Raw genomic sequence first — 21,565 nt, 5'->3', positions numbered from 1 at the left:
TTTCGCCCAAGTAAAGGGGTACGTGCCGCCATGCGGTTGGAAGATCATCAGATCATGGTGCGCGATACCGCGCGCGAGTTCGCCGAAAATGAACTCAAACCCAATGCCGCAAAATGGGATATTCACCATACCTTCCCGGCCGAGGCGATAGCCGGTCTGGGTGAGCTTGGATTTCTGGGTATGTTGGTCCCAGATAGTTACGGCGGGGCGGGCATGGATCATGTCGCCTATGCCCTCGCACTCGAAGAAATCGCGGCAGGTGACGGGGCGACATCGACCATCATGTCGGTGCATAATTCAGTCGGCTGTATGCCGATCCTGAAATTTGGTACCGAAGATCAAAAGCAGAAATTCCTAGTGCCCATGGCGCAGGGCGAAAAGATCGGCGCTTTCTGCCTGACCGAGCCCCAAGCCGGATCAGACGCCAGCGCCCTTCGAACCCGTGCAGTGCGCGATGGCGATCACTGGGTGATCAACGGGTCCAAGCAATTCATCACATCGGGCAGTGAGGGCGATATTGCCATCGTCTTTGCCGTCACGGACCCGGACGCAGGAAAACGCGGGATTTCCGCCTTTATTGTGCCAACTGACACGCCGGGTTACGTGGTGTCGCGGGTCGAGGAAAAGCTGGGGCAAAATGCATCCGACACCTGCCAGATCACCTTTGTTGAATGCCGGGTTCCTGCGGAAAACATGCTGGGCAATGAAGGGCAGGGCTATAAAATCGCGCTGGCCAATCTTGAAGGTGGGCGGATCGGGATTGCCGCGCAATCGGTTGGCATGGCCCGTGCCGCGTTTGAAGCCGCACGTGATTACGCCAATGAGCGTGAGACGTTTGGCAAAAAGATTATGGAGCATCAGGCGGTGGCGTTTCGCTTGGCCGATATGGCGACCAAAATCGATGCCGCCCGTTTGCTGGTGCACCGCGCCGCCGAACTGCGCGACGACCACAAGCCGTGCCTGACCGAAGCCTGTATGGCCAAGATGTTTGCTTCTGAAATTGCCGAAGAGGTGTGCTCGGCGGCGATTCAAATTCACGGCGGCTATGGCTACCTTAAAGACTTCCCGGTCGAGCGCATTTATCGTGATGTCCGGGTCTGCCAGATTTACGAAGGCACATCTGACATTCAGCGGATGGTCATTGCACGGTCGCTTGCCGACTGACAGCAAGAACATCCAATCGCTAAGCAGATGCATGTGCATAAGGTACAGGGCATTTTGTTGGCGGGGCATGGATGATCGAATTGTTTGTATCGGCCTTTGCGCTGGGGTTTTTGTTTAACGCAGCACCCGGGGCGATTTTTGCCGAAAGTCTTCGGCGTGGCATGGTCGGCGGGTTTGCGCAGGCCTTTGCGGTGCAGGTCGGCTCGTTGATTGGCGATCTGATTTGGGCTGTGTTGGGGCTTTTGGGGGCGGCGGCGATTTTTACGCTGCCTTTGGTCGCACAGCCGATGGCCGTTCTAGGGGCGGCGTTGCTGGGATGGATGGCGTGGCAAAGCCTGCGCGATGCTATTCGCCCGATGCCCTGTTTGATGTCGTCGGGTGTGCAAAGTCGAAAGTCTGCCTTTGCCGCCGGGGCAGGGCTTTCACTGTCTAATCCGATGAATATCCCCTATTGGGCGGCCTTGGGCGGGACAATCTCGGCACTTGGGGCGGCAGACCCGGATGGGTTGGCCTTTTTTGTCTTCATTGCCGGGTTTATGGCGTCGTCGTTTTTGTGGTGTTTTGTCTGTGCCGCAGGCATCGGCTGGACGCGGCATTATGTGTCGCCGGTTATTTGGCGGGTGCTTAATCTAACCTGCGCTGGGGGATTGCTGTTTTTTGCGCTTTTGACCTTGTCGCGTTTGATTGGGGTGTAGAGCGTGTTGGCATTGGCCGATTAAGCGTCTGGTGGCGGGCCAAATCGATCAAGATAGCGTTCGGCGCGGGGCAGGGCGTTGTGAAGAAACTGGTCGGGTTCGCGCAACCAAAGGCCGCTGATTTCCTTTGATTTGTTTTCAGAGACCAGCACGTCGCGGGGCAGTGGCTGCAATTCTGCATCCCAGCCCGGCCAGCGTTGCCGGGCGCGTTTGAAATAATGATCGATCAGGACGGTGCGTTTGCTGTAGCCGTGGTAGTCAAATGCCCAATCACCCCAGATGACAACGATGTGGTTTCCGGTGAAACCATCAAATGGCTTGAACCAGAATGGCTGCATTGCCGTGTTTGCATAGCGTTCAAGAAAGGCATGGGCGAGAATGTGACAAGCGCCGCATGCAAAAAAGACCCTGTCGGGCAGCTGCCAACGTTTGATCGGATCGGATTTGTCGTAGTTCGGAGTCCGGGGTTGATACATGCTTATTTCCCCGGTAACAGGCTGTGCTTGTCGAGCAACCGGCGAAACTGATGATAATTCAGATCAAGCGCCTTGGCAGCTTCGGTCTGGTTGTTTCCGTGATCCCGCAGCGCCTGTTTGAGCAGGTTGATTTCAAACTCGGCGACCTGGGATTTGAAGTCTGTTGTGCTGCTTGGAGTTGGGGCGTCGGGGGCGCTTGTTGCTGCCGGTGGTCCGGCATGGTCGGTTTCGGTCCAGATGCCTTCGAACGGGTCGAGCACGATATGACCAAGCGGGGCTTCGTCGTTTCCGGAGAGATAGAGGCTGCGTTCGACCGCGTTGCGTAATTCGCGGACATTGCCGGGCCAAGCGTGGCCGAGCAGTTGGCGGGCCGCCGTCGGGGTGAAGCCCGCAAAAACCTGTCGTCCCAGACGTTTGGTCATTTCCAGCGCGAACTGTTCTGCAAGGGGCAGGATATCATCAGACCTTTGGCGCAGCGGCGGCACGGCAACGACGTCAAAGGCGAGGCGGTCGAGTAAGTCAGCGCGGAACTTGCCGGTTTTGGCCAGTTCGCGCAGGTTTTCATTTGTCACACCAATGACGCGGGTGTCGATTTCGATCACCTCGGAGCCGCCAACCCGTTCAATCTCGCCATATTCGACAACGCGCAGCAGCTTTTCCTGTACCACCGGGCTGGCGGTGGCGATTTCGTCCAAGATGATGGTGCCGCCATGCGCGCGTTCAAACCGGCCAATATGGCGGCGGGCCGCCCCGGTAAAGGCCCCGGCTTCGTGGCCAAACAGCTCGGTATCAAGCAGGGTTTCAGAAAGGGCGGCGCAATTGACCTTAACCAGTGGCCCGCCCCAGCGGCGCGACAGGTAATGCAGGCGCGCAGCAATCAGCTCCTTACCCGATCCGCGTTCGCCAATCACCAGACACGGGCGTTCAATCGGAGCCAGACGTGAGACATGCTCAAGCGCGGCCAGAAAAATGGGGTCTTCGCCCAATATCGGTTGCAAACTATCCATTTCGCGAAAAACGATATCGAAAATCGAAATTAATGTCGCGATAAAAGTTAATTTAATAGTCTGATGATTGTTCAAGGCGTTGAAAAATATAGATAGTTAAAACTGGCATGGCATTTGAAATAGAGAGAATAGAATTTTTGCGTCCCCCGATGAATGAAGGAGATCTGACAATGGGCGTGTTTTCGCGTTTGTCCGATATCGTAAATGCCAACATCAACTCGCTTCTGGATCGTGCCGAAGATCCGGAAAAAATGGTGCGGTTGATGATCCAGGAAATGGAAGACACTTTGGTTGAAGTGCGCTCCAGTGCGGTCAAGGCGATTGCCGACAAGAAAGAAGTCGAGCGTAAGCTTAAAAAGCTGCACGACGGTCAGGTCGAGTGGGACACCAAGGCGGAATTTGCCGTGTCCAAGGGCCGTGATGATCTGGCCAAGGGTGCGCTGATGGCGCGCCGCCGGTTGGCCGATCAGAGCCTTGTGCTTGAGCGCGAGCTTGAAGTGATTGAAGAGACCCTTGGCAAGTTCGACGAGGATCTGAACAAGTTGCAGAACAAGCTTAATGAAGCCAAGGGCAAGCAGCGCGCGGTGGAAATCCGTATGCAGACCGCTGAAAAGCGTGTCAAAATGCGTGAAAAGATCCATTCGGGTCAGATTGATGACGCACTTCTGCGCTATGAGCAGATGGAGCGCCGGATTGACGAGCTTGAAGCAGGCGCGGATTCCTGGGACCTTGGTCGCGGGCAGAGCCTTGAAGAACAGTTTGAAGACCTTGAGGGCGAAATTGGGATTGAAGATGATCTCAAGGAGCTTAAATCGCGCGTGAAGAACGTCAAGAAAGACAAATAATCAGCGTGCCGAGGGTTTCGACACGTAATACCAAGGAGTAATGATGATGACCCATAGAGATCGCGCAAACGTGCCATCGGGTAGGAAGCAAACCGCAGGCGATGACGTTCATCGTCAAGGTTTACTGACGCCCGCCGATGGTGTGTTTGCGCGACCGGAACGGCACATTCTCCCGGCCCCCGGACTGCGTCGCATTTCGCTTCCGATGCACCGCATCGCCGCGCGAACTGCTTCTGGCCGGGGACCGGGAGAATGTGTCTCTATGGATCATTATCACTACTCCTTGGTATAAACCTGAACAAGGAATGAGCTGACAGACATGTGGGCGTTTGCTGTACCTCTTATCGTATTTATTACCGTTGTTGGCCCGGTCTGGGTTGTGTTTCACTATATAACGGTCTGGAAGCGGATGAAGACGGCACAGCGCGCACAAAGCCCGGAGCAAGCCGCGCACGAAAAGGAACTCGTGGCGGGTTTGAAAAAACGGGCCGAACGTCTTGAAGGCCGTGTCGAAACACTTGAACGCCTGTTGGATGCCGAGGTTGTCGAATGGAGGAACAGGATATGAGTGCCCAGCAAGCGACTGCTGATGGCGGTGGGTATCGGTGTGGTCACAAAAGGCGCGATCACGGCGGATGCCGTGCGCGCAAGCGTGACCAGAACGGCGAGAAATGTCACGGTGTGATTGGTCGCACTACGCGCGGGATTGCGGAAAGCTTTGGCATTCCACGTAAAGGCGTTCTGATTGCCTTTATCCTGATCCTTGTGTTCAGTTTTCCGGTGGGTGTGATGCTGTTTGGCATTGCATGGGCGTTTGTCCATCATCCGTCATGGTTTGATGGATTGCGCGGCAAGTTTGGCGGCGCATCGCGTGGCAATGCGTCACATCAAGCGCGCCATGACGCCACAGCAACCCGCACGACATCAAGCAGCACGGCACCGGAAGATCGCCCCACCATGGGTGTTGATTTTGAAGAGCCGTGGATGGAAGAGCTGCGTGAGAAGTTTGACGATCTTGAAAGCCGGACCGGCTCGATGGAGGGGTTTGTTGCTTCTGGCGATTACCGGTTGGCGTCCGAACTTGAAAAAATGAAAAAGGATGATGCAACGTCTGGTGATGATGCACATTCAAAGGATCCGAAAAACGATCCTTCCTCCCCCAACGATAAAGCGTAACGCGACGAACGCGATACGGGTGGCGATTTCAAATCCCCGATTTCCCTTGCAACCGATCCCCCTTGCGTCTGCAATGTGAAATCGCCACCAGCCTTTTTGCCGGATCTGCTTTGCGGGTCCGGTTTTTCTTTTGTTTGCAGGGAATTGCGAAATAATTGCCAAATAGCGTTTATCACTATACCTAATTTAAAGGTTTTCCCCGGCATTATCGCCAAAGACACGCGATGGGCGGCGGAATATTTGGGGTAGGTGACGATGGCAACCATGATCGAACATCCCGGTGAGCAGGATTTTCTGCACCGTTTGATGCAAGATAACCCGTGGTGGGACGGGGTGACGGACGATCTGGTCCATGATTTGCCGCAGCGCGCGTTTTTCAAGCGGTTCTGGGCGGCAATTGAAAAGCATGACGGGCAAAAGGCGGTTGTCCTGACCGGGCCGCGCGGGGTGGGTAAAACCGTGATGATGCGCCAGGCGATTGCAGGCTTGCTGAATGCCGACACGCCGCGCCGCCATGTTTGCTATATCTCGCTCGAACATCCGCTGTTTTTGGAAATTGATCTGCCGCGCCTGCCCAAATTACTGCGCTCGATGCGCGGTATTTCGGCCGATCATCCATTGTGGATTTTCGTCGACGAGGTGTCTTATCAACGTGATTGGGAAGACCGATTGGCACAATTGCTAGTGGCGGATCCGCTGTTGCGCGTGGTGGCGGTCAGTGCGCTGGCCCCAAGTGCGGACAGTGCCGGACATATCCAGAGCCTGTTTTTACCCCCGTTCAGTTTTGCCGAATATCTCGAACAAAATGGCGTTTCGCCCAGCGATGTTTTACCCGAAACACCAAATGTCGGGCGTTATACGTCCGATGTGCCGGGTGGCTTGATCGAGCTTAACGAGATGTTCGAGGCCTATATCAACGAAGGCGGTTTTCATGACCGCAACGGCGAAGCGCGCGCCATTCACCGGTCGCTTCATTCCGATTTGCCCGGATTGCACGGGATATCAAGCCCGTCGGATTTGCATCGGTTGTTTGCGCTTCTGGCCTATAACACCGGGTCGGAATTTTCGATCGAGACACTGGCGCGGGAACTTGATATCGCCAAAAACACGCTGCGCCGTTATCTGGAATATCTTGAAAGTGCGTGGCTGGTGCGCCGTCTTGAACGTGTTGATCAGGATGCCAAGCCGTTCCAGCGTGCGGTGGCGTTTAAGGTCCATCTGATCCATCCGGGTTTGCGCACCGGGCTTATTGGCGCGCGGACGTCCGACAGTGCGACAATCACGCGGTTGGCGGAAACCGCGATCCAGACGCAGTTTTTGACATCGAGTGTCGGCATGGAAAGCCTCTATTACGCGCGCTGGGGGCATTATGAGGTGCCATTTGTGTTCTTGGATCGCCGGTCGGGCACGCCCTTATTTGCCTATCACTGTCTGTGGCGTGATGAAGCGATCCGCAAGCCCAAGGAAATCCGTGCATTGGTTAATTTCCGGGGCAGTCATGCCTTGCCGCTGGGTGCGTTTGTTTTGACCAAGGCGCAATGGCACGGCGGGAAAATTGGCGGTGTACCGATGCGGTTTGAACCGGCCAGTGTGCTGGCGCTTCGCATCGGGCTTGAGTTTTCGCAGCTTTAAGGACGGGTCTGAGACATGACAGGTCGCCGGAATTTGGGGCTGTTGGGCATTGGTGGTGGTATTACGGGTCTCGCCGTTATCATCATTGTTGGATTGTTTGTGCTGATCTTGCCGGCGCGCGCACAGGTGGCCTGCCCGGCAGACCCGGCATGGAGCAAAAGCACGCCTCCGATCAACCTTGATCATGTGTTTTGCGGTGAAATCCGGTCCAACGGATCGGCAACCGGGTTTCATGCCCGGCCAGATGCGATCAATCCGGCCACGGTGGCCGGGGTTGAGGTGACGCAAAGCCCCAATGCCAACGGGATTTATGCCGGGACCGTGCGCTTGCGCAATCCGAATGGGGATGATCCACAAAAGTTTTCCAGCCTGTTTCCCGATGCGTGCAGCATGGAACAGGTGACGGCATCGATCCTGTATGCATTTGAGCATCGCCAATCCTGTCCGGCGGGATCGCCCGGTTGGTGGCAATGCGGGGCCAATCGGCCGGAGGACGGCGGATTGACCGGGGAAAATGCAAAATTCTGTGTCGGGGCGGCCCCAAAATCGCGGTTTTTGATCGCGATGGGGTTGCTCAAAGACGGTCGGATCAATACGGCCTTTCCGCTGCGTTAAGTGCGTAGCAGGCTGTTTTTAAGGACAAAACCCATGACCGCATCGAATGATAATGAGGCCTTTGTGCCTGACTGGCCGGGGCGGATTGTCGGCAACGCCGGGCATGATCAGATTTGTGCTGTTTTGGTTTTTGATGTTCAGGCTGTGCCCGATTGGGCGGGACAGGTTCTGGCCAAGGTGGAAGATGTGATTTCGGGAAAATCAACGGGTTGGGAAATGGCGATGAATGCCCATATCCTCAATGTGGGGATGGAGGTTTCCGATATATCACCGGTCTATGATGATGCGGGCGATCCGTCGGTGCAGGTTAAAACGCAAGAATTGCGGGCTGCACTGGTGGCCTGGTGCAAGCAGATCGACCGATGAACACCACAAAATGGCAGGTTCGCAAGGCCGCGCAGATGGTCGCCATTGGATAATGGGCAACGAGATTATGGGGCGTATGATAAAGCTGCATCGGGTTTTTGGGGTTTTTGCGGTGCTGGTGCTGGGGGCATATGTGTTTCCGGCGATGCTGTGTCCGACCGTGGCGATGGCGCAGACTGCCAAAGGGGAGACACAACCCGATGCCGATCCGCTTGAGATTTTCCTGAAGCAATATGTCGATCATGCCGGGTTGCCCGGTGCGGTTGTTGGCATTGGTTATGGCAACGGGACACTGCGCACGGCGGCGAGCGGCTATGCCTCGGTCAAGCCCGACACGGCGATGACGGTCGACCGGCAATTTTATATCGGGTCGCTGACCAAGATGATGACATCTGTGGTGACCTTGCAGCTGGCGTCGGAAAAACGCATCAATCTGTCAGATAAAATCGGTAAATTCCTGCCCGAGGAATACAAGGGCCGTATTGCCAACAGCGAGACGGCGACCATCCGTGATCTTTTGCGCAACAGTTCGGGTATCCCCGATTATCTTGATGGGGAGTTTTTCTTTCAACTGGTCGGCAGCGATCCGCAGCATGGCTGGCGCAATATTGAGTTGCTGCCGCTGATTGCCGATCATGATGCCTATTTTGAGCCCGGTTCGACCTATGCCCCGTCCAACAGCAATTTCATCTTGCTGGGCATCATGATTGAGGCGGTTGAGGGCGATCTTATTGAAGCGGTGTTTAACCGCCGGATTTTTGAACCCGCCGAAATGCGCAATACATCCTTTGGCCGGTTTCCGCGCCCGGACCTTCTGGCGCGCGGGTTTGATGATGCCGATGATGACGGGCAGCTTGAAGACGTCACCGATTATGATGTGGGTGATCAGCTTGCCGATGGCGGGGTGATGTCCACGGTCGAAGACATGGTGAAGTTTGCCCGGGCACTGTTTGTTAACGGGGTGTTATTGGGCCCCAATGCGATTGAGCGCGCGACCAGCGATACGATTTTTGCCGGGGACGGGTCTTATGGCTATGGGTTTGTGATCGGCAATAGTGCGTGGGGCCCGGTGTGGGGGCATGACGGGATTTACTTTGGTTATTCCGCCGAATTTTCATGGTTCCCCGATCAGGACACCGTGGTGGTGTTTCTGTCAAACGGGCGGGCGTTAAACGACGTTCCGACCGTCACCAGTATGCTGATGACCGGGATTTTTGGGAAGCCGGAATAAGGTGGGGTGTTCTCCATCGTCCGGGGTGGTCTATGCAGGCAGGGCATAACAGATAGTCTGTTAATAGTTAGAATCCTATCTAATTTCTATGCTATGTTCGGGCATGGAAAAAATTGATGTTGAGCCCGCATATCTGACCCTTGGCAGTGCCTTGATGCGTGTTGCCCGTTGCTGGCAACGCGAGGTTAATCGCACGCTTCAGTCACAGGGTCTTTCCCAAACCATGGTCATGCCGTTGATCGTGCTGCATCGCGGTGGCGGTGCGGTGCGTCAGGGGCTGATTGCCGATGAAATCGGGGTTGAGGGGCCGTCGCTTGTGCGGGTGATTGATACGCTTGAACGTGACGGGCTGGTCACACGGGTCTGCGATCCGACCGACCGCCGGGCCAAAATGGTTGCCCTGACCGATGCCGGTAAAAGCAAGGCCGCCGAGATTGAAGTCATTCTTGGCACATTGCGCGGGGAGCTTACGGCCGATATCGCGCCAGAGCATCTTGATGTCACACTTGATGTCATGCACGCGTTGCTGGGTAAGCTGGCTGCGCGTGATGATGCGCAATAGGGCGGGGGGATGTGATGTTACAATCCATTCTTGCCCTGCGCCCGACGACGTCTGACTGGATCTTTTCGTTAAAGACCTTTGGCGCGTCGATCTTGGCCCTTTATATCGCCTTGATGTTTGACCTTGATCGTCCGGTCTGGGCGATGGCAACCGTGTATATCGTTGCCCATCCGTTATCGGGTGTGTTGGGGTCAAAGGCGATTTATCGTGTTCTTGGTACCGTGTTTGGCGCGATTGCGGCTGTGGTGCTTGTTCCCAATCTGGTGAATGCGCCGGTTCTGCTGTCGATGGCATTGGCGCTTTGGGTGGGGGGATGTTTGTTTTTGTCGCGGCTTGATCGCACCCCGCGCAGCTATGTGTTCATGCTGGCCGGCTATACCGCCGCGATTGTTGGTTTTCCCTGTGTCACCGATCCGGGCAATGTTTTTGCCACCGCAATTGCGCGTTGTCAGGAAATCAGTCTGGGGATTGTCTGTGCCACACTGGTCAGTCACATTATCCTGCCGCGCCATATCGGGCCGGTGATTGCAACGCGCGTTGATGGCTGGATGGGCGATATTGCCAAGCTGGCGGCACAAAGTTTTGACCCGGCAAGTGATGGTGGTGCCATTCAGAATGACCGCGCACGGATTGCGGCCGACCTTGGTGAGCTACATGGATTGGCGTTGCATCTGGGATATGAAAAATCCCGGTTTGCCGGACGGACCCGTCAATTACAGGCCTTGCAAAGTGCAATGGCGGCATTGTTGCCAGTGTTTTATGCCATCTATGATCGTCTGACCGCGCTTAAGGCGCAGACCGGGGCGGTGCCGGACGCACTTTCCGCTCTGCTGGGGCGGATTTCCGACTTTATCCTTGCCCAGCATCACGACCCGAAACAGACCGCTGATCTGCATCGCGACATTACGGCATATGTCAAGACCCTTGGCGGTGGTGATGATTGGGCGGCGTTACTACAGCTTAACCTGTGTGATCGTTTGCATCGGTTGCTTGATTTTCATGAGGACTGTCATGCGCTGTGGGCCGGTATTCGCGCCGGTGACGTGCCAGATGATGTGATTGATCGCTGGCAGGAAAGTGGCGGTGACCGGGCATTGCACCGTGATTACGGGGTGGCGTTTCGCTGTGGCCTGACCGCGTTCATCGCGACCATGGTGGTGTGCGGCTTCTGGATGATGTCGGCGTGGCCAAATGGGGCAACCGCGGCCATGATGGCAGCCGTCGGGGCAAGCCTCATGTCGTTCCTTGATAACCCGGTCCCGGCGTTGAAGGGCTTTATCCGCTATACCGCGATGGCGGTGGGTGTGGTGCTGATTTACAGCCTTGTCATTTTGCCCGGTATTGACGGGTTTCCGCTTCTGGCGATGGTATTTGCGCCCTATTTCATCTTGCTGGGCGTTTTGATCACGTCGCCGCAAACCTATGGCTTTGCGTTGGCGATGCTGGTCAATGTTGTGATGATCCTTAATGTCGGTACGGCCTATAGCAGCAATGTTGCCGGGGTGATTGGCGGCGGGATTGCGTCGCTGGCAGGGTTTGGTGTGGCGGCCATTGTCACGGCCTTTGTCCGGGTGGTGCCGGTTGACCGGCACATTCGTCGTCTGGTGCGGGCCAACTGGCGTGATATTGCCGCGATTGGCAAAGGCAAATTGAAGCTGGGCCGCATGATCATGATCCGCCGTCTTTTGGATCGGCAGGGCTTGATCCTGCCGCGTCTGGCGATGGCACCAGAACACCATGAAACGTTCCTTCGGGTGATGCCGGAAGTCTCAATCGCGTCGGTTCTTTATGATCTGCGGCGGTTGCGCATGGTGGCAGAACCGGCTTTGGCAACAAAGCTTGATCGGTTGTTGGCAAATATCGCGCAGCATTTCGAAGCCCGGCTCGATGATTTCACCCGCGCACCGGATGCGGTGATCCTAAGCGATGTCGATCATATCCTGCGCGATGTGATGGGTATGCCCAAAGGGGCGGCGCGTGAAAAATTGTTAATCCCGCTCGTGGCGTTGCGTCGAACCTTATCAAAGGATGACGCGCCCGATCTGGGCCTTTACCACGAACCCACTGCGCGAAACGGGCAGAACGGCACTATGCCCGTCGCCCTGATCGGAGAAACAGCATGATCAATCCGACCCTTAATCTTTATGGCCTGTTTGTACCGGCCTTTCTGGTGATGGCACTGGCGGCATGGGGATGTTTGAAAATCGCCCATGTTGGTCTGGCGCGGATCGGTTTTTACAAGATAACCGTGCACCCCGCCCTGACAGACCTTGCGCTTTATGTCCTGATCCTGACCGGGCTTTCGGCCCTGTTTATTCAATAGGTGATGTTATGAAATCCTTGTTTGCAAAAATCGCGCGTGTTGGTTTCACGCTTGTTCTGGTGGGGGCGGCGGTTGCCGGTGGTGTCCATCTTTATGATTATTACATGAACGAACCCTGGACCCGTGATGGCCGCGTCAGTGCCGATGTCGTGTCGGTGGCCCCGGATATTGCCGGGTTGGTGCGCGATGTGAACGTTCAGGACAACCAGATGGTCAAGGCGGGCGATCTTTTGTTCACGCTTGATCCGGCGCGTTATCAGGTTGCGGTTGATCAGGCACAGGCCAAACTTTCAAGTGCCGTGGCTGCGCGCGATCAGGCCGCACGTGAAGTCAAGCGCTACAAAGGGCTTAACAGCGACGTTGTGTCGCGCCAGAAAAAGGAACAGGTGGGGACCACCCTTCAAACCGCGCAGGCGGCGATGGAATTGGCACAGGCCGATCTTGATCTGGCGCGCCTGAACCTTGAGCGGACCCGTGTTGTCGCCTCGGTCGATGGTATCGTGACCAACTTTTCGTTGCGTCCGGGAAATTATGTCGGTGCCGGTTCGGCGGTGGCCGCCCTTGTCGATAGCACCTCGTTCTATGTCGCGGGGTATTTTGAGGAAAACAAACTGCCGCGCATTGCCATTAACGATCAGGTCGAAATCCGCCTGATGGGTGAGGATCGATCCCTGTTCGGGCATGTCGTTAGCATTGCGGGCGGCATTCAGGACAGCGAACGGTCAGGCAGCTCAGCCGGTCTGGCCGTCATCAAGCCGACCTTTAGCTGGGTGCGTCTGGCCCAGCGTGTTCCGGTGCGCATTGCGATTGACGATGTGCCAGACGATGTTCGCCTTGTCGCGGGGCGCAGTGCCAGTGTGACTGTTCTTACAAACGCAGGAGACGCAGTGTTTTATCCTACGGCCCTGACCCTAGGCTAACCCGCATTTTATTGCCCGATTTGACCAAGTAACGAAGGGGTTCCAAACTGACGCAGATCAGCGTTTGAGCGCTCAAAATATAATGACCAGAAATCTTCCAGAGATTTGAGCGCGACAGAAGAACGGTACTTCCCATCATTCAGGAAACCGCCACCAACGACATAAACCTGTGTTTGATCCATATCCTCGAAGGTTACCTTCGTTTCGAGTTTTTCCAGTTCACGCACAGGGTTCAGGTTTTCCAGCTTTCCCCCACCGTATAGCGACAAAAGATCAGAATTCTCCATCATGTCGGAGATGATCAGCATGTATTTTTCGGGTGTGTCTGATTGGGATATGATGTTTTTTGAGACACTGGAAAGATTGGACAGGATTTCTGTTTTTGGAAGGTCCGTTGTCGCATTGGAAAAGGCATGCAAAAGAGCCTTTCCGGTATAGGTTCTGACTTGGCTGTCTTGATTTTTTTGACAGGTATCGACTTGGCGCAAGATCTTTTTCGAGATCGCGTAGCGGGTATCTTCGGGCAGGCGCGCATCAATGACGCCGCGTAGAATAATTTCAGTATAGTATCCCGCTGCATTTGCAGAAAATCCAATAACCTGCACGGAATCACCGGGCATCAGGAACTGGATAATTTTCTGATACGATTCTTCTTGAAGTTTTGCATCTAGAGCCATGGTCTGATCAACAAGAACGTAAAGATCACGCGATAGAGCCGGGGGCGTAATATCCCCCAGCTTTACCGTGTCATAACAACTTCCTATTGTCGCAGGTGCGGCATGGGCCGAGTTGTGAACGAAGCCCAGCAGAATCGCAAAAGCAGCAAAAGTGTGTTTGAACATTGTCGTTATTTCCTTGGATCACGGAGAGTTATCATCACTCCCCCATTTCCTTGCGGATACGCTCGCGCATTTCTTCTTCGGTTTCGGTCTTTTCTTCGCGGGCTTGTTTTTCGTTCAACAGTTCCTGGCGGATACGTGCTTCCATTTCCTCGCGGGTTTCTGCGATTGGTTCAGAAACGGTCGGTGTGCGTTCTTCTTTGGCGGCATGTACAGAGGACTGTTTACGTTTGTCGGCGTTCTGGCGCGATACTTCTGCCTTGTTTTCGGATTGTTCATGGTGGTCCATAAATGTCCGATCCGCAGAACCCATCAAGACTTCGCGGTGGGTTTTGTCGACACCGTTTGCCGATGCATTTGCGGTTAGCCGCACCTGCAAATTAGAAAGATGCTTTTGGGCAACGCGCGCAATCGCATCGCGTTTACGTTCATACCAGGCTTCGTATGAGGTTCGGCTTGGAAAATTGCGGATAATGCCGCGTGCAGTGGCACTTTCCTTACCGGCAAAGCCGGTTTTGTAACCGATACCAATACCCATAATCTGAATAAGAATGAAAAGGGTCGCCAAAATGGCATAGGTCGTCAGATTAGCGGCATCGCGCGCGCCTTCCTGTTCGTTCTCGGCCTGTTGATCCGCGTCGGCCTGTGGTTGGGTGAGCACATTTGGGAGGTCGTCAGATAAATCGCCAAGCGAGAAAACAGAGTTGTTTGATGGGGCCGCGGCACCAATTGTTTCCGCCGTTTTTTCCTGCTGATACGTTTCATACCGTACATAGGTTGCCCCAACCGCAACGCCAATGATTGCGATTGCCGCAATCATTGTCCAAATCGGGGCTCCCGGTGTTACATGGGCGTTGGTATCAACACGATGAAGGATCTGCATATAGGCAGGATCGTTGTCATCTACCTGATCATTTTCAAGTGTAACCTTGTTTGTGCGACCCAACAGATTGGCGCGGTCTTCGTCCGTATCATGCATCCACCACGTACGGACTTTCTTGATTAAGCCGCGTTTGTGAAGTTCCTGACCAGATTGGTGTGTGAGGAAAACCAACACACAAGAAATCAGGAAGGCAATGAAGAAGGACCCTTGAACCTGCAACTGTTCGCTAGCGCCAGGAATTGTGTATCCAGCAAGAACATAGGCGAACCCAAGAGCCTCTACGAAAACCATTGCGATCAGAAGAATGCGCATAAAGACGCCAAGTTCATTCCGGCCGAGTTCCTGAACTTTGCCAAGATAGCTTTTGGAGCGATCGTACATTTCCGGATCGGCAGCAATGCGACGAATGTCACCGGCAAAATCATCACAGAGAGTTCGTTCTGATGCAAACCAGCCATCTTTGCGGACCGACATGTCTTTTGCCAGTCGGCGCGTTTTGCCAATCAAAGGTAAGCTGTAAAGCATGCTTTTGAAAAAGAGCTTTACCTCATCCCACCATGTGATGACGAGGATAACGAATATGGCCGTAAGTACGGCGGCCCCGATGATGGCGCGATAGGCCAGCAGGAATGCGTAAAGTTCATCCATGAATTATTGTTCCGTACTTTTGGCAATTTTCAGAGTCATCGCATTTGCGAAGACTTGCTCGTTTTTATCGTAATAAATTCGTGCGTCGGCAGTTTTGCCTTGTGCGCTTCCTTTCGGGAAGAAGACATCGACGCACCGGGCAGGCCAGACTGTTTCATCAAGAAAAACCCGATAGATCACGCCGTTTTTGCCGGCATAAGATCGCGCAGAGGCCGAAGCGCTAAGAGTTGGATCCTGATCGCCTTTTTGGTAATTCTCGAAGACAAAGAAGGTGGGTTGTTTGTTGGTTAAGCCACTGTCTTTAAGGACGGCAACGTGGGTCAAACCAACAAGGTGCCCATTCACTTGGTCGTGCCAAGATGTGGAATAAAGCCCCGGGACATAGTCCGAAGTACTATGGATTGGCTTGTCATCATCAAGCGACATAACCTCGCCAACAGGGCGATAGGTGTCGTTGATGCAGGTGGTGCCAAGCATCGGGTCTTCGTTTGATGCTTGCGCATCGGAAATAGGCCAAAGAGACGCGATGAAACTATCGTCTTTTTCTTTCTTTTCGATCTGCTCAGCAAGGTTTTGGTCATAGTCCGCAATGGATTGACCGCCGAAATCTATTGAGCTTCCAACCTTTAATGTCTTTGGTAGCTGCGTCGGTGATGAGGTCGTGGTTTTAGATGCAACCTGCCCTTCATCAGAAGGTTTCTGGGTGGGCTGAGATTTCGGAGGTGCGGGCGGTGTTTCGGGTATTTCAAGAGATGCTGCGACCCGTGCAGGTAAATTTGGGTCGCTTTCTACGAAGCTGTCATAGGCGATGATGCCTTTTTCTGTTTCAAGTTCGACAACTTCGACACGGCGGTTAATGGCACGGCCTTCTGGTGTCTGGTTGGTCGCGACCGGTCGGTCTGCGCCAGCACCTTTGTAATAAAGGTCTGCTGTTGAAACGCCTGCGCTTGAGAAGATTTTGGCAACCGCGCGGGCACGTTGTTCCGAAAGTTTTCGGTTAAAGGCATCTGGCCCTGTCGCGTCGGTATGTCCAACAATCAGGACTTTACGATTTTTATTTGCGTAGGTTTTTGCCAACTCCTGCAAATCATCGGCTGCGGATACTGTCGGTTTGGATGAGCCTGTTTCAAACATTGCTGTATTTGAAACGGTTACGGCGATTCCCTGTTCGCCGTCTTCCTTTTGGGTGTCATCGGGGTTGACCCAGCTTCCCGAGGCAGGGGCCGTAATTGCCTGAACGTTGAGTTCGCTTTCTTTCATGCGCTTTTGAACTGCGGCAAGTTCCTGGCACCTGCTTTGCAGATATGACTGCAAGCCTTTACCCAGTGCACCGCCCGCCGCGCCGCCAGCAACAGTTGCAATCCCCTTGTTGTCTCCACCAAGAAGAAGGCCAAGACCAATGCCAACAACGGCCCCGCCGATCACATAGGCAGCTTCGTTGTAGTCGCATTCACCGTTGGCGCCGGGCGTGGTGCTTAAGAAGTTAGCGTTCCCGCCATTTGTGACGCAGCCACTGAGCAGACTGGTCGCACATAGCGATGCTACCAGTACCTTTGCCGGTTTAAATTTCATGAAAGCCCCAAACTCAACCAAAATCTGTATTAGTCCCCTTAAATACTCTTACCGTCACCGACCTTCGGTCAGCAAGTGTTGTTTGCGACTATTCGATGGTATTGTCGTCTTAGGCTGCTGCAGCGCAAAAAGTGACTTGCGGTGCAAAACAAGTTTGGGTAATTTTCGTAAAAATAAAACGTAAATTTTGAACAAATATTATCAAACGGGAGATGTCTGATGGCTGCTGCCCCACGTCCGCGCCGGTCTGTTTTGTATATGCCGGGCTCTAATGCCCGCGCGCTGGAAAAGGGTCGGAGCCTGCCCGCAGATGGTTTGATCCTTGATCTGGAAGACGCGGTTGCGCCTGATGCCAAGGATAGCGCACGCGATCAGATTGTCTCGGCCTTGGCCGAGGGTGGCTATGGCAAACGTGAAATTCAAATCCGAACCAATGGGCTTAATACCCCGTGGGGCCATGCCGATATTGTTGCGGCGGCGAAAACATCGGCCGATGCGATTTTGCTGCCCAAGGTCGAAAGTGCCGATACCGTGCGTCAGGTGGCAAACATCATGGCGGGCGAAGGCGCGCATGAGGACATGCGCATCTGGTGCATGATGGAAACGCCACTTGCGATGCTGGGTGCCAAGGAAATTGCAGGCGCCCACCCCAAGCTTGGCGGGTTTGTTATGGGGACATCTGATCTGGCGAAGGATTTAAATTGCGCCCATACCCCGGACCGTTTGCCGATGATCACAAGCCTTGGTCTGTGTATTTTGGCGGCACGGGCCTTTGGCTTGGCGATTTTGGATGGTGTGCATCTTGATCTGTCCGATGACGATGGATTTGCCGCATCCTGCCAGCAGGGCCGCGAGATGGGCTTTGACGGTAAAACCCTTATTCATCCCAAAACCATTGGCGCGGCCAATACGGCCTTTGCGCCAAGTGAGGCGGATGTTGCCTGGGCGCGCAAGATCATTGCGGCCTTTGAGCAGGCCGCGTCCGAGGGCAAGGGCGTTGTTGTTGTGGATGGCAAGCTGATTGAAAACCTGCATGTGGTGTCAGCCCAGAAACTGGTGACCATGGCCGATTTGATCGGCGAAATGGACGGGGCCTGAACGGCCAACCGAAGACACCGGTTCGGATAACAGAGACATAAAATCCGACTGAACCGGACGTTTGCAGAGTTTTGCCTTTAGGGAGGCCATCGAATGTCAAAGACCAATCTGGGGAACTATTTTGAGGATTTCCGCATCGGGCAGGAAATCCGCCACGCGACGCCGCGCACCATTACATCGGGCGATGTCGCCCTTTATACCGGGCTGTATGGTCCGCGGTTTGCCGTGCAGTCGTCAGACGTTTATGCCCATCGGATCGGGTTTAAATCCGCCCCCGTCGATGACCTGTTGGCGTTTCACATGGTGTTTGGCAAAACGGTACCCGATGTGTCGTTAAATGCTGTGGCAAATCTGGGATATGCCGGGGGTGTTTTTGGTGTGCCGGTCTATCCCGGTGATACGGTGAGTTCAGTATCGACCGTGACGGGGCTCAAGCAAAATTCAAACGGCAAAACCGGGGTTGTTTACGTCAATACCGTCGGGCGTAATCAGCGCGGCGAGATGGTGCTTGATTACAATCGCTGGGTGATGGTGGTTAAAAAAGACCAATCCGCGCCGGCCCCCGAAACGGTTTTACCCGAGCTGCCAACGGTTGTTTCGCCCGAGGCGCTTCAGGTGCCCGTTGGGTTGGATGCGTCCGATTATGATACCGAACTTTCAGGATCGCCCGATCTTTGGGATGACTATTATGTCGGGGAAAAGATCGACCATATTGATGGCATGACCCTTGAAGAAGCCGAACATCAGATCGCAACGCGGCTGTATCAAAATACAGCCAAGGTGCATTTTGATCAGGTTGCCGCCGGTGCCGGGCGGTTTGGCAAACGGCTGATTTATGGCGGGCATATCATATCGCTGGCCCGCGCCTTGTCGTTTAACGGGTTGGGCAATGCGTTTAAAATTGCCGCAATCAATGCCGGGGCACATGCCAATCCGGCCTTTGCCGGGGATACGGTTTTTGCCTGGTCAGAAGTTTTGGATAAGTTTGAACTGCCCGGTCGGCGTGACCTTGGCGCGCTTCGTTTGCGGCTTGTGGCCGTGCGAGATCGCCGGGCAAGCGATTTTCCGTTGCGGACGGAGGACGGCAAATATCACGCAGATGTTCTTTTGGACTTTGATTATACGGTTCTCATTCCGCGCTAGGTTTACAGTGTCCGATAATCGCTTTGGTTGCTTTTGAAACTGTAACTTTCATTTATGGTTGAATTGAGTAGAATGATGCATTCACCATAAATTGCAGTGTGAGGGTGCCGTGACTAATGTCAAACCCATCCGCGATATTGAAAATCCGATCCATCGTCGGTTTGTCGCCAGTGCGCTTTTGCGGCTTAAGGAGCGTTTGAAATCAGACATTCTTGCCGGGGCGGAGGCCGAGACACAAAGCCTGCGTCTGGCGTCATGGAACCTGATGCATTTTGGCAATGGCGGGGCTTATACCCGTGAGGCCGAGTCGATGATGTATATTGCCGAAATCATCGATCATTTTGATCTGGTGGCGATTCAGGAAGTGAATGAAAACCTTGCGGCCCTTGAAACGCTGTTTCGCGATCATTTGGGCAGTGGCTGGGACTATATCGTCACCGACACCACCGAAGGCAGCAAAGGCAATGGCGAACGGCTTGCCTTTGCCTTTCGCAAATCCAAGGTCTGGTTTCGCCGTGAGGCGGGTGAAATTGTCCTGCCGACCGGGCAGAAGATCGTCGAGCCGGGCCGTGCCAATGATGCAGGTAATACGGCCGTCGGTCATGACGTGGGTGGGGTGCAGTTTGCCCGGACACCTTTTTCCGTCGCCTTTCAATCAGGCTGGTTCAAATTCAAGCTGTGTACGGTACATATCTTTTATGGCAATGCATCTGAAACCAGTCCGGAAATGGCGCATCGGCGTGAAGAAATACGCCGCATAGCCGATTTTCTTGCCGCACGTCAAAGCAAGGAACAGAAGGTGCAGGGCAAGGCCGCCAATTTTGTCCTGCTGGGTGATTTCAACATTGTGTCGCCCGAACATCACACCATGCAGGCGCTTGAAGGCGCCGGGTTTGTCATTCCCGAGGCGATCAAGAACGCCCCGACCAGCCTGTCGGGAAAGCATCATTATGACCAGATTGCGTTCCGGTTGGCCGATGACCGGTTCAGTTTGCTGCGATCGGGCGTGTTTAGCATGTTTGATGTGATTTATCGCAACGAGGACAGCGACCATTACCTTGATCACGTGTGGGGGACGGCGTTTGATCGCAACAGTGACGGTAATTTGCGCACCCGCGATCAAAAGGAAAATTATTACCGGCGATATTATCGCAAGCATCAAATGTCGGACCATAAACTTCTCTGGTGTGAAATTCAGACCGATTTTTCCAAAGATTATCTCAATGCGGTGCTTGGCGACGGTTGATTACAGGCACATTCATCCTCATCTTTGACGAATATTAGCCATTGATCGCATTGCTGTTGTCTTGCGTAAGAAGGTCTAATTGTGCAATTGCTAAGTCCACGTTATGCCGTATGCACTTCAGGAGTTTGACGCCGAGTCTTACTTTGGGCCCTTCCCGCGGGTCGTTTACGGTGTCTGAGAGGTCAACCTACGTAGTTAAACGGAAGCTAAAACCCGATTTGATCACTGATTTCTTTGGTTTACAGAGGGGTTCAGATTGACTCAAACGGCTCGCATGGGTAAATAAACCCTGCTTTCCCGCCAGCTACTTTGAGAAGAGGCAATTCCGTTATGAGCAAAGCCAATCGGCCGCTGTCTCCGCATTTACAGGTGTACCGGCTTCCGATGGCAGCAGTGATGTCCATTACTTTCCGCGTGATGGGTGTCGGCCTTGCCGTTGGTTTCGTATTTTTAGCGTCCTGGCTGATTGGTGCCGGCGCTGGCCGTGATGCCTTTGAAGGCTATCAGGCATTTTTCACCTCGTGGTTTGGTCTTTTGTTGCTGTTCGGTTGGACGGTGGCATTTTATTTCCACGCTTGCAACGGTGTCCGGCATCTTGTCTGGGACACTGGTCGCGGCCTGTCGAATGAGGGTGCCGCAAAAAGCAACCCCATCGTCCTTGGCGCGGCAGTTGTGCTGACCATTATCACCTGGATCATCGGTCTGGCCTAAGGCCGGGCAAGAGGGGACAAACTTGTCATGAAGATGCAATCCGATCTTGGCCGTGTGCGCGGTCTTGGTTCTGCCAAAAGTGGCGCATCGCACTGGTGGACCCAGCGCGTTACAGCGATGGCGAACCTTCCGCTCGGCATCTGGTTCATAATTTCGATTCTTGCCGGACATACAGCCAACTATGACGCGGTCCATGCGTGGTTGAGCTCGTACTTCCATTCGACGATGATGATCCTGATGATTGTCAGCGTTGCTGTGCACACCACGCACGGCCTGCAAGTCGTGATCGAAGATTATGTGCATAACCGTAAAGCAGAAATGATTTCGTTGATGCTGATCAAGGCTGTGGCGGCATTCCTGTCCGTTGCTGCCATTGTATCGGTCTTGCGTATCGTTTTTGCCGGAGCCTGAGC

24 protein-coding genes are annotated in these 21,565 nt (G+C 54.1%); 18 read left to right on the top strand and 6 right to left on the bottom strand.

Annotated elements, in window-relative coordinates:
* The first annotated feature begins 30 nt into the window (after nucleotides 1–30).
* Nucleotides 31–1,164 carry an acyl-CoA dehydrogenase gene (locus AMM48_RS07135; RefSeq protein WP_102783484.1) on the top strand — a complete coding sequence of 378 codons (1,134 nt, stop codon included), beginning with the start codon at nucleotides 31–33 and terminating at the stop codon, nucleotides 1,162–1,164.
* A gap of 71 nt (nucleotides 1,165–1,235) precedes the next feature.
* On the top strand, nucleotides 1,236–1,859 hold the full coding sequence (locus AMM48_RS07130; protein ID WP_102783483.1) for a LysE family transporter: 624 nt from the start codon (nucleotides 1,236–1,238) through the stop codon (nucleotides 1,857–1,859).
* 20 nt (nucleotides 1,860–1,879) lie between these two features.
* Here the strand turns inward: AMM48_RS07130 and AMM48_RS07125 are convergent, their stop codons facing one another.
* Nucleotides 1,880–2,335 carry a hypothetical protein gene (locus AMM48_RS07125; RefSeq protein ID WP_102783482.1) on the bottom strand — a complete coding sequence of 152 codons (456 nt, stop codon included), beginning with the start codon at nucleotides 2,333–2,335 and terminating at the stop codon, nucleotides 1,880–1,882.
* A gap of 2 nt (nucleotides 2,336–2,337) precedes the next feature.
* Nucleotides 2,338–3,342, bottom strand: coding sequence for a phage shock protein operon transcriptional activator (gene pspF / locus AMM48_RS07120; RefSeq protein WP_102783481.1), 1,005 nt, complete (start codon nucleotides 3,340–3,342; stop codon nucleotides 2,338–2,340).
* Between the two features lie 170 nt (nucleotides 3,343–3,512).
* Here pspF and pspA point away from each other — a divergent pair, with 170 nt between their 5' ends.
* A complete protein-coding gene (gene pspA / locus AMM48_RS07115; protein WP_022732633.1) occupies nucleotides 3,513–4,187 on the top strand; it encodes a phage shock protein PspA in 675 nt (224 codons plus the stop codon).
* Nucleotides 4,188–4,308: 121 nt separating this feature from the next.
* Here the strand turns inward: pspA and AMM48_RS22155 are convergent, their stop codons facing one another.
* Complete coding sequence (locus tag AMM48_RS22155; RefSeq protein ID WP_158246436.1) at nucleotides 4,309–4,458, bottom strand: hypothetical protein; 150 nt, start codon at nucleotides 4,456–4,458, stop codon at nucleotides 4,309–4,311.
* A 48-nt stretch (nucleotides 4,459–4,506) separates the two neighbouring features.
* On the opposite strand from AMM48_RS22155, the gene pspB reads away from it, so the two are divergent.
* From pspB to AMM48_RS07065, 10 genes are all read left to right on the top strand, one after another.
* Nucleotides 4,507–4,755 (top strand): envelope stress response membrane protein PspB, encoded by a 249-nt coding sequence (gene pspB / locus AMM48_RS07110; RefSeq protein WP_102783480.1) that lies wholly within the window; start codon nucleotides 4,507–4,509, stop codon nucleotides 4,753–4,755.
* Entirely contained in the window at nucleotides 4,752–5,363 is a 612-nt protein-coding gene (locus tag AMM48_RS07105; RefSeq protein WP_102783479.1) for a PspC domain-containing protein, read from the top strand. The genes pspB and AMM48_RS07105 overlap by 4 nt, the downstream gene beginning before the upstream one ends.
* 255 nt (nucleotides 5,364–5,618) lie before the next feature.
* Nucleotides 5,619–6,995: an AAA family ATPase gene (locus AMM48_RS07100; protein WP_102783478.1), complete on the top strand. Its 1,377-nt coding sequence runs from the start codon at nucleotides 5,619–5,621 to the stop codon at nucleotides 6,993–6,995.
* Between the two features lie 15 nt (nucleotides 6,996–7,010).
* The gene (locus AMM48_RS07095) at nucleotides 7,011–7,610 is read left to right on the top strand and encodes an EndoU domain-containing protein (protein ID WP_102783477.1); all 600 of its coding nucleotides are present in this window, start codon (nucleotides 7,011–7,013) and stop codon (nucleotides 7,608–7,610) included.
* 33 nt (nucleotides 7,611–7,643) lie between these two features.
* A complete protein-coding gene (locus tag AMM48_RS07090) occupies nucleotides 7,644–7,976 on the top strand; it encodes a hypothetical protein (RefSeq protein WP_022732628.1) in 333 nt (110 codons plus the stop codon).
* Nucleotides 7,977–7,986: 10 nt separating this feature from the next.
* Nucleotides 7,987–9,207: a serine hydrolase domain-containing protein gene (locus AMM48_RS07085; protein ID WP_244271145.1), complete on the top strand. Its 1,221-nt coding sequence runs from the start codon at nucleotides 7,987–7,989 to the stop codon at nucleotides 9,205–9,207.
* Between the two features lie 103 nt (nucleotides 9,208–9,310).
* Complete coding sequence (locus AMM48_RS07080) at nucleotides 9,311–9,769, top strand: MarR family transcriptional regulator (RefSeq protein ID WP_240626535.1); 459 nt, start codon at nucleotides 9,311–9,313, stop codon at nucleotides 9,767–9,769.
* 14 nt (nucleotides 9,770–9,783) lie between these two features.
* Nucleotides 9,784–11,892 carry an FUSC family protein gene (locus AMM48_RS07075; protein ID WP_102783476.1) on the top strand — a complete coding sequence of 703 codons (2,109 nt, stop codon included), beginning with the start codon at nucleotides 9,784–9,786 and terminating at the stop codon, nucleotides 11,890–11,892.
* Entirely contained in the window at nucleotides 11,889–12,092 is a 204-nt protein-coding gene (locus AMM48_RS07070) for a DUF1656 domain-containing protein (protein ID WP_102783475.1), read from the top strand. The genes AMM48_RS07075 and AMM48_RS07070 overlap by 4 nt, the downstream gene beginning before the upstream one ends.
* Before the next feature lie 8 nt (nucleotides 12,093–12,100).
* Nucleotides 12,101–13,012, top strand: a complete 912-nt coding sequence (locus tag AMM48_RS07065; protein ID WP_102783474.1) for an efflux RND transporter periplasmic adaptor subunit — start codon at nucleotides 12,101–12,103, stop codon at nucleotides 13,010–13,012.
* A gap of 8 nt (nucleotides 13,013–13,020) precedes the next feature.
* Here AMM48_RS07065 and AMM48_RS07060 read toward each other — a convergent pair whose 3' ends face one another.
* Genes AMM48_RS07060 through AMM48_RS07050 form a run of 3 tightly spaced genes read right to left on the bottom strand, consistent with a single transcriptional unit; the run spans nucleotide 13,021 to nucleotide 16,954 of the window.
* Nucleotides 13,021–13,854 carry a hypothetical protein gene (locus AMM48_RS07060; protein ID WP_102783473.1) on the bottom strand — a complete coding sequence of 278 codons (834 nt, stop codon included), beginning with the start codon at nucleotides 13,852–13,854 and terminating at the stop codon, nucleotides 13,021–13,023.
* Between the two features lie 34 nt (nucleotides 13,855–13,888).
* Nucleotides 13,889–15,382, bottom strand: coding sequence for a hypothetical protein (locus AMM48_RS07055; RefSeq protein WP_102783472.1), 1,494 nt, complete (start codon nucleotides 15,380–15,382; stop codon nucleotides 13,889–13,891).
* 3 nt (nucleotides 15,383–15,385) lie between these two features.
* Nucleotides 15,386–16,954, bottom strand: a complete 1,569-nt coding sequence (locus tag AMM48_RS07050; RefSeq protein WP_102783471.1) for an OmpA family protein — start codon at nucleotides 16,952–16,954, stop codon at nucleotides 15,386–15,388.
* 219 nt (nucleotides 16,955–17,173) lie between these two features.
* Here AMM48_RS07050 and AMM48_RS07045 point away from each other — a divergent pair, with 219 nt between their 5' ends.
* From AMM48_RS07045 to sdhD, 5 genes are all read left to right on the top strand, one after another.
* Nucleotides 17,174–18,052, top strand: a complete 879-nt coding sequence (locus AMM48_RS07045) for a CoA ester lyase (RefSeq protein WP_102783470.1) — start codon at nucleotides 17,174–17,176, stop codon at nucleotides 18,050–18,052.
* A 93-nt stretch (nucleotides 18,053–18,145) separates the two neighbouring features.
* Complete coding sequence (locus AMM48_RS07040) at nucleotides 18,146–19,195, top strand: MaoC family dehydratase (protein WP_102783469.1); 1,050 nt, start codon at nucleotides 18,146–18,148, stop codon at nucleotides 19,193–19,195.
* A gap of 109 nt (nucleotides 19,196–19,304) precedes the next feature.
* Nucleotides 19,305–20,441 (top strand): endonuclease/exonuclease/phosphatase family protein, encoded by a 1,137-nt coding sequence (locus tag AMM48_RS07035; RefSeq protein ID WP_198413506.1) that lies wholly within the window; start codon nucleotides 19,305–19,307, stop codon nucleotides 20,439–20,441.
* Nucleotides 20,442–20,771: 330 nt separating this feature from the next.
* Nucleotides 20,772–21,152, top strand: coding sequence for a succinate dehydrogenase, cytochrome b556 subunit (gene sdhC, locus AMM48_RS07030; protein ID WP_022732623.1), 381 nt, complete (start codon nucleotides 20,772–20,774; stop codon nucleotides 21,150–21,152).
* Nucleotides 21,153–21,179: 27 nt separating this feature from the next.
* Nucleotides 21,180–21,563: a succinate dehydrogenase, hydrophobic membrane anchor protein gene (gene sdhD, locus AMM48_RS07025; RefSeq protein WP_022732622.1), complete on the top strand. Its 384-nt coding sequence runs from the start codon at nucleotides 21,180–21,182 to the stop codon at nucleotides 21,561–21,563.
* Nucleotides 21,564–21,565: the final 2 nt, after the last annotated feature.

The sequence above is a fragment of the Thalassospira sp. GB04J01 genome (assembly GCF_000751115.1).
GTDB classification, from domain to species: domain Bacteria; phylum Pseudomonadota; class Alphaproteobacteria; order Rhodospirillales; family Thalassospiraceae; genus Thalassospira; species Thalassospira lucentensis.
The sequence above is the reverse complement of the archived record's forward strand: the minus strand, read 5'-3'. Positions and strand labels throughout refer to the sequence as shown.